General features: G+C 52.7%; 11 protein-coding genes. 3 read left to right on the plus strand and 8 right to left on the minus strand.

Going from position 1 to position 12,279, the window contains the following annotated elements:
• Window positions 1-31: 31 nt before the first annotated feature.
• From yfaE to nrdA, 3 genes are all read right to left on the minus strand, one after another.
• On the minus strand, window positions 32-343 hold the full coding sequence (gene yfaE, locus PJU73_RS02850; RefSeq protein ID WP_237090946.1) for a class I ribonucleotide reductase maintenance protein YfaE: 312 nt from the start codon (window positions 341-343) through the stop codon (window positions 32-34).
• 87 nt (window positions 344-430) lie between these two features.
• Window positions 431-1,564 carry a class Ia ribonucleoside-diphosphate reductase subunit beta gene (gene nrdB, locus PJU73_RS02855; RefSeq protein WP_237090947.1) on the minus strand — a complete coding sequence of 378 codons (1,134 nt, stop codon included), beginning with the start codon at window positions 1,562-1,564 and terminating at the stop codon, window positions 431-433.
• Window positions 1,565-1,647: 83 nt separating this feature from the next.
• Entirely contained in the window at window positions 1,648-3,927 is a 2,280-nt protein-coding gene (nrdA, locus tag PJU73_RS02860) for a class 1a ribonucleoside-diphosphate reductase subunit alpha (RefSeq protein ID WP_237090934.1), read from the minus strand.
• Window positions 3,928-4,214: 287 nt separating this feature from the next.
• On the opposite strand from nrdA, the gene PJU73_RS02865 reads away from it, so the two are divergent.
• Window positions 4,215-4,409, plus strand: coding sequence for a hypothetical protein (locus tag PJU73_RS02865; protein WP_237090935.1), 195 nt, complete (start codon window positions 4,215-4,217; stop codon window positions 4,407-4,409).
• Between the two features lie 27 nt (window positions 4,410-4,436).
• On the opposite strand, the gene PJU73_RS02870 is transcribed toward PJU73_RS02865, so the two are convergent.
• Together PJU73_RS02870 and surE are read right to left on the minus strand one after the other, a co-directional pair.
• Window positions 4,437-5,405: a peptidoglycan DD-metalloendopeptidase family protein gene (locus PJU73_RS02870; protein ID WP_237090936.1), complete on the minus strand. Its 969-nt coding sequence runs from the start codon at window positions 5,403-5,405 to the stop codon at window positions 4,437-4,439.
• A gap of 309 nt (window positions 5,406-5,714) precedes the next feature.
• A complete protein-coding gene (surE, locus tag PJU73_RS02875; RefSeq protein WP_237090937.1) occupies window positions 5,715-6,470 on the minus strand; it encodes a 5'/3'-nucleotidase SurE in 756 nt (251 codons plus the stop codon).
• A gap of 63 nt (window positions 6,471-6,533) precedes the next feature.
• Between surE and PJU73_RS02880 the strand changes: the two genes are divergently transcribed.
• Together PJU73_RS02880 and mpl are read left to right on the plus strand one after the other, a co-directional pair.
• The gene (locus PJU73_RS02880; RefSeq protein WP_237090938.1) at window positions 6,534-6,773 is read left to right on the plus strand and encodes a hypothetical protein; all 240 of its coding nucleotides are present in this window, start codon (window positions 6,534-6,536) and stop codon (window positions 6,771-6,773) included.
• 51 nt (window positions 6,774-6,824) lie between these two features.
• The gene (gene mpl / locus PJU73_RS02885; protein ID WP_237090939.1) at window positions 6,825-8,216 is read left to right on the plus strand and encodes a UDP-N-acetylmuramate:L-alanyl-gamma-D-glutamyl-meso-diaminopimelate ligase; all 1,392 of its coding nucleotides are present in this window, start codon (window positions 6,825-6,827) and stop codon (window positions 8,214-8,216) included.
• Window positions 8,217-8,511: 295 nt separating this feature from the next.
• Here mpl and PJU73_RS02890 read toward each other — a convergent pair whose 3' ends face one another.
• The 3 genes from PJU73_RS02890 to PJU73_RS02900 all read right to left on the minus strand — a co-directional run bounded on the left by PJU73_RS02890 (window position 8,512) and on the right by PJU73_RS02900 (window position 12,135).
• Entirely contained in the window at window positions 8,512-10,674 is a 2,163-nt protein-coding gene (locus tag PJU73_RS02890; protein WP_237090940.1) for a heavy metal translocating P-type ATPase, read from the minus strand.
• A 364-nt stretch (window positions 10,675-11,038) separates the two neighbouring features.
• On the minus strand, window positions 11,039-11,704 hold the full coding sequence (locus PJU73_RS02895) for a nitroreductase family protein (RefSeq protein ID WP_237090948.1): 666 nt from the start codon (window positions 11,702-11,704) through the stop codon (window positions 11,039-11,041).
• Window positions 11,705-11,907: 203 nt separating this feature from the next.
• Window positions 11,908-12,135 carry a heavy-metal-associated domain-containing protein gene (locus PJU73_RS02900; protein ID WP_237090941.1) on the minus strand — a complete coding sequence of 76 codons (228 nt, stop codon included), beginning with the start codon at window positions 12,133-12,135 and terminating at the stop codon, window positions 11,908-11,910.
• Between the last annotated feature and the right edge of the window lie 144 nt (window positions 12,136-12,279).

Consider the following 12,279-nt stretch of genomic DNA (forward strand, 5'->3'; position numbering starts at 1 on the left):
GCCGTCTGAAAAATCAATTTTCAGACGGCTTTTATATGGTTTGCGCCGCTTCGTCAAACAAATCCGTCTCAAACAAATCCGACTGTTCGCTTTTCAGACGGCAGTCCAAGCTGAGGTTTTCGCTGACTTGGCAGCAGCAGGGCAGGATTTCGCCACGGCTGACAAAAGCCAGCGGCGGATCGGGATAGGACACTTTGCCGCTGAGGATTTTCAGACGGCATGAACCGCAATAACCGCTGCGGCATTGGTATTCGACTTCGTGGCCGGTGCGCTCCAAACCTTCGAGCAGGGTTTCGCCCGGTTGCAACTCGAAGATTTTATCGTGTGTGGTAATCAGCGGCATGGCGGTCGGAACAGTGGGGAAATGAAAAACGGTTTGGGCGGAAGGCCGTCTGAAAATACGTTTTTCAGACGGCATGGTTTGCGGGGATTACAGCTCGAAATCGCCCAAATCGTCGGCATTGACTTCCGAATCAATCTGGCCGATAAGATAAGAGGAAATCTCGACTTCCTGCGGCGCAACCTGAACATTATCGGACGAGAGCCAAGCGTTAATCCACGGAATCGGATTTTGGTTGGCTTTTTCAAAGGCAGGTTTCAGTCCGACCGCCTGCATACGCAGATTGGTGATATATTCGACATATTGTCCCAAAATTTCTTTATTCAGGCCGATCATCGAGCCGTCTTTAAAGAGGTAGGCCGCCCATTCTTTTTCCTGCTCGGCCGCTTTTTTGAACAATTCAAAACAATCGTTTTCCAATTCGGCGGCGATTTCCGCCATTTCCGGATCGTCTTCGCCGGCACGCATCAGATTCAGCATATGCTGGGTGCTGGTAAGGTGCAGGGCTTCGTCGCGGGCGATGAGTTTGATGATTTTGGCATTGCCTTCCATCAATTCCCGTTCGGCAAAGGCAAACGAGCAGGCAAAAGAAACGTAAAAGCGGATGGCTTCCAACACATTCACGCACATCAGACACAGATACAGCTTTTTCTTCAACTCCCGCAGGCTGACCGTGATGCTGTTGCCGTTAACGGTATGTCGGCCTTCGCCCAACAGATTGTAATATTGGGTATATTCGATTAAATCGTCATAATAGCAGGCGATGTCTTCGGCACGGGCGATAATGTATTGATTTTGTACAATATCATCAAACACAATCGACGGGTCGTTGACGATATTGCGGATAATGTGGGTGTAGCTGCGGGAATGAATGGTCTCGGAAAACGACCATGTTTCAATCCATGTTTCCAGTTCGGGAATGGACACCAGCGGCAGCAGCGCTACGTTCGGGCTGCGCCCCTGAATCGAATCGAGCAGGGTTTGATATTTTAAATTACTGATAAAAATATGTTTTTCATGTTCCGGTAGGTTGGCGTAGTCGATACGGTCGCGCGAAACGTCAATTTCTTCCGGCCGCCAAAAGAAAGAAAGCTGCTTTTCAATCAGTTTTTCAAAGATTTCGTATTTCTGCTGGTCATAACGGGCCACATTGACCGACTGGCCGAAAAACATCGGCTCTTTCAGCGCATCATTGGCGGTTTTCGGGAAAGTGCTGTAGGACATGGTTAGATGTTCGCAAGACATAATGTTCTCTTTGAGGAAAGGTTTCGTTTTTCAGACGGCCTAGGCCGTCTGAAAATGCCGGTTTAGATTTTACACGCTCCGCCTGCGCAGCCGTCGTCCTGCAAATCGGTTTGGGTATCGTCGGCACCGTCTCGGGTGTTGTGGTAATACAGAGTTTTCACGCCGTATTTGTAGGCGGTCAGCAAGTCTTTGAGCATTTGTTTCATCGGCACTTTGCCACCTTCGAATTTGGCCGGATCGTAGCTGGTGTTGGCGGAAATCGCCTGATCGACAAACTTCTGCATAATGCCGACCAGTTTCAGATAGCCGTCGTTGCCCGGCAGTTGCCACAGGGTTTCGTATTGGCGGTTGAGCGTTTCAAATTCCGGCACGACCTGTTTTAAAATACCGTCTTTCGAGGCTTTGACAGCGACCAAACCGCGCGGCGGCTCGATACCGTTGGTGGCGTTGGCGATTTGCGAGCTGGTTTCAGACGGCATCAATGCGGTCAGGGTGGAGTTGCGCAGGCCGTATTTCACGATGTCGGCACGCAGGCTTTCCCAATCGTAGTGCAGCGTTTCGCTGCAGATGGTGTCCAAATCTTTTTTGTAGGTATCAATCGGCAGTTTGCCTTGCGAATAAACGGTTTCGTTAAACAATGGGCAAGCGCCGTATTCTTTGGCCAGATTCACCGAGGCTTTGAGCAGGTAATACTGCATGGCTTCAAAGGTGCGGTGAGTCAGCGCAAGAGCGGAATCGTCGCTGTAGCGCACGCCGTTTTTCGCCAGATAATAAGCATAGTTAATCACGCCGATACCCAAAGTGCGGCGGTTCATGGTGGCAATGCGGGCCGCCGGAACGGGGTAATCCTGATAATCGAGCAGGGCATCCAAGGCACGCACGGTCAAATCGGCGAGTTCTTCAAATTCGTCCAAATGCTGCAATGCACCGAGATTGAATGCGGAAAGGGTGCATAGGGCGATTTCGCCGTTTTCATCGTTGATATGTTCCAGCGGCTTGGTCGGCAGGGCAATTTCCAAACACAGGTTGGACTGGCGCACCGGCGCAACGCTCGGGTCAAACGGGCTGTGGGTGTTGCAGTGATCGACGTTTTGAATGTAAATCCGTCCGGTACCGGCACGTTCCTGCATTAATGATGAAAACAGTTCGGTCGCCGGAATGCTGCGTTTGCGTATGTTTTCGTCTTGCTCGTATTGGGTGTACAGCCGCTCAAACTCGTCTTGATCGGCAAAAAATGCGTCATACAGCCCCGGCACTTCGTTGGGAGAAAACAGGGTAATATTGCCGCCTTTAATCAGGCGGGTATAGAGCAGGCGGTTGATTTGCACGCCGTAGTCCAAATGGCGCACGCGGTTGTCTTCCACGCCCCGGTTGTTTTTCAGCACCAGCAGATTTTCGACTTCCCAGTGCCACATCGGGTAAAACAGCGTTGCCGCTCCGCCCCGTACGCCGCCTTGCGAGCAGGATTTCACCGCTGCTTGGAACATTTTGAAAAACGGAATACAGCCGGTATGCTGCGCTTCGCCGCCACGGATTTCGCTACCCAAACCACGGATTCGGCCGGCATTGATGCCGATGCCGGCGCGTTGCGAAACATATTTCACAATCGCACTGGTAGTAGCGTTAATCGAATCCAGACTGTCGTCGCACTCAATCAATACGCAGCTTGAGAATTGGCGGGTCGGTGTCCGCACGCCGCTCATAATCGGGGTCGGCAGCGAGACTTTGAAAGTCGAAACCGCATCGTAGAAACGTTTGACGTAGCTTAAACGGGTGGTTTTCGGATATTTGCTGAACAGGCACATTGCCACCAAAATATACAGAAACTGCGGCGTTTCGTAGATTTGGCGGGTAACACGGTTTTGCACCAGATACTTGCCTTCCAGCTGCTTCACGGCAGCGTAAGAGAAGGTCATATCCCGTTTGTGGTCGATATAGGCGTTTAACTCGTCAAACTCTTCACGGCTGTAGTCTTCCAAAATATGGCGGTCGTATTTGCCCGCCTGCGTGAGTTTCTGCACATGGTCGTACAGATGAGGCGGCTCGAATTCACCGTAGGCAATTTTGCGCAGATGGAAAATCGCTAGACGTGCGGCGAGATACTGGTAATCAGGGGATTCCTGAGAAATCAGGTCGGCGGCCGCTTTGATGATGGTTTCGTGAATATCGTCGGTGCGGATGCCGTTGTAAAACTGGATATGCGATTTCAGTTCGACTTGGGAAACGGAAACATTGTTCAAACCCTCGGCCGCCCAAGTAACCACACGGTGGATTTTGTCCAAATCAATCGGCTCTAAGCGTCCGTCTCGTTTGGTTACTTTCAAGTTTGTTGCGTTCGTCATCGTTCCAGCCTTCCCATTTGAAAACACAAGATACAGTATTAAATCGGTTTGAGCGACACAATATAAAGTATATCGGCCGAATAATCCAGTCTTGACAAGCGGCGCTTTTTCGCATTGCCAACCCCCGATGTTGATTTTCAGACGGCTTGGTTTGATGTTTATCAAATCCGAGGTGGTAAATTGATTTTATTTTAAATCCAAACGCTTAGTCGGCAGGGAATTTTTGCAGTATTTGCTTCCCTGTTTGCCGAGGCTTATAAAATCAGGCGCTTCTGTATGGCAGCCAAATGCCGTCTGAAAATGAATCAGTCATATTTTGGCGGGTGTGTGCAGTCGGTATGAAAGTGTTAAGTTTTGCAAACAATCTTTTTTTGCCACACCGGTTGAGGCCGTCTGAAAAGCGGGGAATATTTTTTGTCGCTGAGAAAGAGGCGGGTGGAACGTTTTTTGTTTTAAGTAATGCTAAAAAAAAAGCCGTCTGAATATTTCAGACGGCTTCAGTTTGCTGTTTAGAATGCTACGTATGATGCCGGATTGACCGGCTTGCCGTTTTGGCGCACTTCAAAGTGCAGCTGGGTGCGGCTGGCATCGGTGTTGCCCATTTTGGCGATGGTCTGACCCCGTTTCACGCTTTGGCCTTCGCTGACCAGCAGGCTTTGGTTGTGGCCGTAGGCGCTCAGGAAAGTGGGGTTGTGTTGGATGATCACCAAGTTGCCGTAGCCTCTCAAGCCTGAACCGGCATACACAACTTTGCCGTCTGCTGCGGCGACAACCGGCTGTCCGGCCGTACCGGCGATGTCCACGCCTTTGCTGCTACCGCCGAATTGGGTAATGACGTTACCGGTGGTCGGGCGTTGCCAAGTAATACTGCTGACGGTACGGGTCGCACCGGTGGCAACGGTCGGTGTGCTTGCCGGTGCTGCGGCAGGAGCGGTTGCAGCCGGTTTGGTTGCCGGAGCAGGGGTGCTGACAGGATTGGCCGGAGCGGCAGGCACAGCAGCGGCAACAACAGGGGCTGCGGTAACGGTCGGGGCGACATAGCCCGCCGGTTTCACCCGTAAAACTTGGCCGATGCTGATGGTGTTATCGCTCAAATTGTTCCAAGCACGCAGATTGTCTTGGGTAATGTGGTAACGTTTGGAAATATTGTAAACGGTGTCGCCGCGGACAACGCTGTGGGTGGCGGCGTTAATGTCTACCGGAGCGTATGACGGAACGTAGCTTCCGGTGTAGGCAGGAGTATTTGCTGCAGGGGCGCTCGGTGTGTAGGCAGGCGGCGTGTAAGGTGCGGTATCCGCAGCGGCGGCTGCATTGGGTTCGTAAGGTGCTGCACCGTATGGATTACCCGTGCTGTTGGCAGCGGTTGAACCTGTGGAAGCCGTACCGGAAATCACCGGTGCCGGCTGTTGTCCGGCGCAGGCGCAGAGCATCAGGGTCAGGGCAAGAGATCCGGCATGGAATGCGGTTTTTTTCAACATATTGTGAGACCTTTTTGTTTCAGGGTTTGTTTATCGGCATAATCATAAATCAAAATGTGCTTGCTTCTCAAGTGTTACGGGGCAGATGGGGCAAAAAAAGCCGTGTTCGGACCGGTGTTCGGTCGGCTTCGGCGGGGATTTTGTTTCCAGTTTAACAAATGCCGTCTGAAAATATCATGTTCCTGCTTTTCGTGATGATGTCAAATTTGCCAAAACTTGTTTCACTCATTTTAGCTTTGCCAAAACCTACTTTGCTCGTTTTAGCTTCGCTGAAATTCGTTGCACTCATTTTCAGACGGCATGGCAAAGCTATTTAAATGCCGCCTGCGCCCAGAATCGGGCAACAGCTTCGGTTTCTTGGTAGGCGGTGAGGTCGATTTGCAGCGGGGTAACGGTGATGAAACCGGCTTCGCATTCGCCGAAATCGGTACCGGCCAGATTATCGGAAACATCGCCGACCGGTCCGATCCAATAAACCGCTTCGCCACGCGGATTTTTTGCCGGAACAATGCTTTGTGCGTGATGGCGGCGGCCGAGGCGGGTAATTTTAATGCCCTGAATGTCTTCGGGGGCGACGGCAGGGATATTGATGTTCCATAAAATCGGTGTTTGCGGCGGCTGCTTTAATAAATGTTCCAGCAGCAGCCAGACCGCTTTTTCGGCAGTGGCCCAATAGCGGCCGCTGCTGTCGTTTAAGGACAGGGCAACGGCGGGAATGCCCATCAGATAGGCTTCGGTGGCGGCGGCCACGGTGCCGGAATAGAGGGTATCGTCGCCCATATTGGCACCGTTGTTGATGCCGGACAAAACCAAATCGGGGCGGAACTCGGGCAGGGCGTGCAGCCCCAGATGAATGCAGTCGGTCGGTGTGCCGCTGACATAATAAAACCCGTTTTCCGCCTGTTTGATCCGCAGTGGACGGTCGAGAGTCAGGGAATTGCTGACACCGCTGCGGTCCCGTTCGGGGGCAACCACTCGGACATTGGCAAACTCGGCGGCAGTGCGTGCCAAAATCGCCAGACCGGGGGCGAGATAGCCGTCGTCGTTGGAAATCAGAATATTCATATTGTTTCGGTTCTTAAAATCGGGTTGGGCAGACGATTGTAAGAACAGCTGCTGCATTTGTCTATGAAAGATTGGGTTTTGCTGAAATTTGCTATGCTTGTTTTAGCTTCGCAGAAAACTTACTTCGCTCGTTTTAGCTTCGCAGAAACCTTTGGTTTTAGCTTCGCAGAAACCTTTGGTTTTAGCTTCGCAGAAACTCGCTTCGCTCGTTTTAGCTTCGCTGAAACCTTCGGTTTTCAGACGGCATGGCGGGTTTTGGGTTTGGCAAAAAGCAGCGGCGTGCCTGAACCGTATGGAAAATAAACGGGTTCGGCTATATAATTCCGCTTTTATTATTGTACAAAGAAATTCATCATGAAGCATATCCACATTATCGGCATCGGTGGGACATTTATGGGCGGAATCGCTGCGATTGCCAAAGAGGCAGGGTTTAAAGTCAGCGGTTGCGATGCCAAAATGTATCCGCCGATGAGTACGCAGTTGGAAGCCTTGGGCATTGATGTCCACGAGGGTTTTGATGCGGCGCAGCTTGATGAATTTCAAGCCGATATTTATGTTATCGGCAATGTTGCCAAGCGGGGCATGGAGGTGGTGGAAGCCGTGTTGAACCGCAATTTGCCTTATACGTCCGGCCCGCAGTGGCTGGCGGAAAATGTGCTGCACCAGCATTGGGTGTTGGGCGTGGCGGGAACGCACGGTAAAACCACCACTGCATCTATGCTGGCGTGGGTATTGGAATACGCAGGTTTGGCACCCGGTTTCCTGATCGGCGGCGTGCCGCAGAATTTCAGCATGTCGGCACGCTTGCCGCAAACGCCGGCGCAAGACCCAAACAGCAAATCGCCGTTTTTTGTGATTGAAGCCGATGAATACGATACGGCATTTTTCGACAAACGCTCAAAATTCGTCCACTACCGCCCGCGTACGGCAATTTTGAACAATCTGGAATTTGACCACGCCGATATTTTCGCCGATTTAGCGGCGATTCAGACCCAGTTCCATCATTTGGTGCGCACCGTTCCGGCGCAGGGGTTGGTGGTGTGCAACGGCAAAGAACGCAGTCTGAGCGAAACTTTAGATAAAGGCTGCTGGACACCGGTCGAATTGTTCGGCTGCACCGAAGGCTGGGAAGTGGCCGATGTGGCGGCGGACGGCTCGTTTGACGTGTTGTTCAAAGGTGAAAAAGCCGGACGGGTTGCGTGGGATTTAATCGGCGAACACAACCGCATGAACGCTTTGGCGGTGATCGCCGCCGCCCGCCATGTCGGTGTTGCCGTCGCCACCGCCTGCGAGGCTTTGGGCGCATTTAAAAACGTCAAACGCCGAATGGAAATCAAAGGAACGGTTAAAGGCATAACCGTTTATGACGATTTCGCCCACCACCCGACCGCCATCGACACCACCATCGCCGGTTTGCGCCAAAAAGTCGGCAGCGGGCGGATTTTGGCGGTATTAGAACCCCGTTCCAACACCATGAAACTGGGTACAATGAAAGCCGCCTTGCCCGACAGCCTGAAAGCCGCCGACCAAGTATTCTGCTATGCCGGCGGCGTGGATTGGGATGTTGCCGAAGCCCTGTCGCCATTGGGCGGCAAACTGCACATCGGCAAGGATTTTGATGCTTTCGTTGCCGAAATCATCCGCCAAGCCCGAAGCGGCGACCATATTTTGGTGATGAGCAACGGCGGCTTCGGCGGCATTCACGACAAACTGCTGCAAGGCTTGGCAGACAGCGAGGCCGTCTGAACATTAAGCAACCCGCAGCCTGTATGAAGGTATATAGTGAAAATACCGAATTTTCTGTACAAATCGGCAAGCTAATGGCAGTCGGAATATGTGGTGTCCACCTGCACTCTGTTCCCCGTCCCGCTGGCGGGAAGGGGCTAGGGGAAGGGTGGCTCGCTGTGGTGTCATATTTTTTCGGTTGATTTACTATATTCAGGGATAGGGCGTTTCCCATTCAACAAACATTCCTGCTTATAAAACAAAGCCGTCTGAAAACATGATTTTCAGACGGCTTCATTTTATTCTACAACGCCGTTCAGCGGATTTTAATCCGTTTCAAACGCAGGGCGTTGGTCAGAACGGAGATGGAGCTGAGCGCCATGGCGGCACCGGCGATAACGGGGCTGAGCAGGCCGACGGCGGCGAGCGGTATGCCGAGCAGGTTGTAAAACAGGGCGAAAAACAGGTTTTGTTTGATGTTTTTCAGCGTAGCTCGGGCAATCAACAGGGCATCGGCAAGTTGATTGACCGACTGTTTCATCAGCGTGGCGGCGGCGCTATGTTCGGCGATGTCGGCTCCGCCTTTGATGGCAAAACCGACATCGGCGGCGGCAAGGGCAGGGGCATCGTTGATGCCGTCGCCGCTCATGGCAACGGTTTTGCCTTGCTGCTGCAGTCGGCGGACGGCTTCGGCTTTGTCGCGCGGACTCATGTTGCCGTATGCGTGTGTGATACCGAGAATGCGGGCAATGTGATCAACGGTGGCCTGATGGTCGCCGCTCATGATATGCACTTCGATGCCTCTGTTTTTCAGACGGCTGATGGCGGTTTGGCTGTCGGCTTTCAGCGAGTCGGCAAGGGCGAATGCGCCGATGGGGCGGCCGTTGAGCGAAACGGCGGCAATGCTGGCGATTTGCCACACGGGGTCGGGCAGTTCGGGCAGCGTCAGGCCGCAGAAATCGGGTTTGCCGATTTTGACTTCGCCCCAACCGGCAACATCGGCAATCATACCGGCACCGCTTTCGCTGCGGATATTATCGGCAGCGGGCAGAGGCAAGCGGCGTTCGTGTGCAGCACGGGTAAGGGCGTTTGCCAGCGGGTGGGCGGCGTGTTGTTCGACTGCGGCGGCAAGCAGATACAGCGTGTCTTCATCGATATGGCGTTCATTTTCAGACGGCCTCAGCCAGACGGCGGCGACTTTGGGTTTGCCTTCGGTCAGCGTGCCGGTTTTGTCGAGTACAACCGTATCGACACGGGCGGCAGTTTCCATGGCGGCGGCATCCTTAAACCAAATGCCGTGCTGCACCGCCTTACCCATGCCCGCCATAATGGCCGCCGGTGTTGCCAAACCGAGGGCGCAGGGGCAGGCAATCACCAATACGGCGGCGGCGTGTATCAAGGCGGTTTCGGCGTTGCCCTTCAGCCACCACGTCAGGGCAAACGTCAGCAGAGCAACGCTCACGACTGCGGGAACAAATACCGCAGCGGCTTTATCGGCCATGCGGGCAATCGGGGCTTTGCTTCCTTGGGCTTCGGAAAGCGCCGTCATCATATCGCCGAGCAGGGTTTGGCTTCCGAGCCGTTCGGCACGGTAGGTCAGGCTTCCGTCAGTGAGCAGCGCCCCCGCCAGCACCCGGCTGCCCGCCTGTTTGATTTCGGGACGGGATTCGCCGGTCAGATGGCTTTCGTCTGCCCAACCGCTGCCGCTTTCTACCACGCCGTCAGCGGCAATCCGCCCGCCGTGGACAGTGCGGATTAATTCGCCGGTTTGAATTTCATTAAGAGCGATTTGCTGCCATGTACCATTGCGGAACACATTCACCTGCTGCGGCGTGAGTTTGAGCAGCAGGCCGAGGCTGTTGAGGCTGGTATGTTTGGTGCGCTGTTCGAGAAACTTACCCAGCGACACCAACCCGATTACCATCACCGCCGCCTCAAAATAAATATGGTGCGCCGCATGGTTGCCATGGCGGAACATCATATACGCCGAATAAAGATAAACCGACAGCGTCCCCATGCTGACCAACACATCCATATTCGCCAGCCCGCCCCGAATGGACGAATACGCCCCCCGATAAAACGGCAACGCCAGATAAAGCTGCACCACACTGGCCAACACCAGTTGCCACAGCGGCGGCAACATCCAATCATGCCGTCCGACCATCATACCGAGCATACCGAAAGCAAACGGCAGATTGATGGCCCACAGCAGCCACAAACGCCAGCCGATACGGTTTTCAGACGGCCTTTCCGCAGCGGCATCGTGTTTTTCCTCCGCACCGAAACCGGTTTTTTCAATGATGGAACGGATTGCCGCCGCATCGGTTTGCGTGTCGTCAAATTCAATTTGGGCTTCTTCGCCGGCAAAATTAACCGAGGCCGTCTGAATAAAGTCTTTTTTATTCAAAACCTTTTCAATGCGGGTAGCACATGCCTGACAAGTCATGCCGTGAATATGGAAGCGGATTTTCTGTTGCATGGCGTAAAGATGGGGGAAGTTGGCGGAGAATTCACTATAAACCTGAACAACGGGTACGTCAAAACACAGACAGGCCAACCGGCATAATCATCAGGACTTTGCTGAAGAAAATAAACCAAGGCCGTCTGAAAACCGCTTTCCGTTATAGTGAAATAGCCTCAAAGCACTCCAGCGTTGGCTTCGCCCGGCTCAAAGAGGACGGTTTTATAACCGGATGAAACGACCATCCGGATAAAACCTGTCCTGTACTATTTGTACTGTCTGCGGCTTGCCGCCTTGTATTGCTTTGGGGTTATTTCACTATAAATCAAATCAGGAAAATGCAGTTTTCAGACGGCCTTACCTTCATTTTAAAAATCAAGATTTATTCCGCCCACACAACCACTTCTTCCGCTGCTTTGCGGTTTTTATCGGCGATGTCCCGGGTGCGGTAGCCGAAGGTTACGGCAACGGATACGCCCCATTCGGCGGGGTCAAACAGGCCTTGTCCGGCGAGCAGGCGGTTCATGGCTTCGTAGTTGAAACCCTCGATGGGGCAGGAATCGATACCCGCCATAGCGGCACCGGTCATCATATTCGCCAGTGCGATATAGGTTTGGCGGCACGCCCAGTCAAACAGGCTGCGTTCGCTGTTCAAAATATCGATGTCGGTTTGCTGGAAATTACGGTATTTTTCCAAAGTGGCGGCGATTTGTTCAGGGTCGGTAACGCCCCGCCGCACCATGCTTTCACGCAGAAATTCAGAATCGTAGCGGGCGTTTTTCTTGGCAAGAATCACCACAATATGGCTGGCGGTGTCCAAAGCATTGAGCATACCCCAAGCAAAAGGCTTCATCGCTTGGCGCAACTCGGGATTCTGAATTACCAAAAATTGCCAAGGCTCACTACCGACCGAGCTGGGCGAAAGGCGGCCGAGTTCCAAAATAAAATTGAAATCCTCTTGGCTGATTTTGCGTTCGGGGTCGTAATGGCGGCAGGACTTGCGGTATTTAAAAGCGGCTAAAATCTGTTTTGGGGTTAAAGTCGTCATCGTGTATTCCTTGGTTGAGACGGGCAAGGCCGTCTGAAAATCACTTGCGCCGTTTTCAGACGGCATATAGTTAAAACACCGAATTTTCTGTACAAATCGGCAAGCTAAGTTGGCTCACCTGCACTTTGTTCCCCGTCCCGCTGGCGGGAAGGGGTTAGGGGAAGGGTGGCTCGCTGTGGCATCATATTTTTTCGGTTGATTTACTATAGCATATACTTTTCAGCCGCATCAAAACCCGCCTCTTCAATGGCCGCAATCAAAGCGGCAGCATCGGTTTGCGACGGGTCGAAACGGATAATGCTCTGCTGCTCGGCAAGGCTGGTGTCGGCTTGGATCACACCGGCAGCAGCGTTCAAAATACGGTTAACGCTGTTCACGCAGCCGTTGCAGGTCATGCCTTCGATTTTAAGAGTCAGAGTTTGCGTAGTCATCAATCAATTCCTTTCGGTTGGGGAAGTGTTTTATATAAATGCGAACGGGGAATAGGTCAAGTTTTTTGTTTGGTCTGCACGCTGCGATTATGGCGGATTAACCCAAAAACAGAGTACCGCAGCAATCCTTCTTATTTGACGACA

This window comes from Neisseria lisongii (genome assembly GCF_028463985.1).
Classification (GTDB): domain Bacteria; phylum Pseudomonadota; class Gammaproteobacteria; order Burkholderiales; family Neisseriaceae; genus Neisseria; species Neisseria lisongii.

Excerpts from the sequence above, each read along its gene's own strand:
- yfaE (WP_237090946.1), bottom strand. The coding sequence starts at position 343 with ATGCCGCTGATTACCACACACGATAAAATCTTCGAGTTGCAACCGGGC.
- nrdB (WP_237090947.1), bottom strand. The coding sequence starts at position 1,564 with ATGTCCTACAGCACTTTCCCGAAAACCGCCAATGATGCGCTGAAAGAG.
- nrdA (WP_237090934.1), bottom strand. The coding sequence starts at position 3,927 with ATGACGAACGCAACAAACTTGAAAGTAACCAAACGAGACGGACGCTTA.
- PJU73_RS02865 (WP_237090935.1), top strand. The coding sequence starts at position 4,215 with ATGCCGTCTGAAAATGAATCAGTCATATTTTGGCGGGTGTGTGCAGTC.
- PJU73_RS02870 (WP_237090936.1), bottom strand. The coding sequence starts at position 5,405 with ATGTTGAAAAAAACCGCATTCCATGCCGGATCTCTTGCCCTGACCCTG.
- surE (WP_237090937.1), bottom strand. The coding sequence starts at position 6,470 with ATGAATATTCTGATTTCCAACGACGACGGCTATCTCGCCCCCGGTCTG.
- PJU73_RS02880 (WP_237090938.1), top strand. The coding sequence starts at position 6,534 with ATGAAAGATTGGGTTTTGCTGAAATTTGCTATGCTTGTTTTAGCTTCG.
- mpl (WP_237090939.1), top strand. The coding sequence starts at position 6,825 with ATGAAGCATATCCACATTATCGGCATCGGTGGGACATTTATGGGCGGA.
- PJU73_RS02890 (WP_237090940.1), bottom strand. The coding sequence starts at position 10,674 with ATGCAACAGAAAATCCGCTTCCATATTCACGGCATGACTTGTCAGGCA.
- PJU73_RS02895 (WP_237090948.1), bottom strand. The coding sequence starts at position 11,704 with ATGACGACTTTAACCCCAAAACAGATTTTAGCCGCTTTTAAATACCGC.
- PJU73_RS02900 (WP_237090941.1), bottom strand. The coding sequence starts at position 12,135 with ATGACTACGCAAACTCTGACTCTTAAAATCGAAGGCATGACCTGCAAC.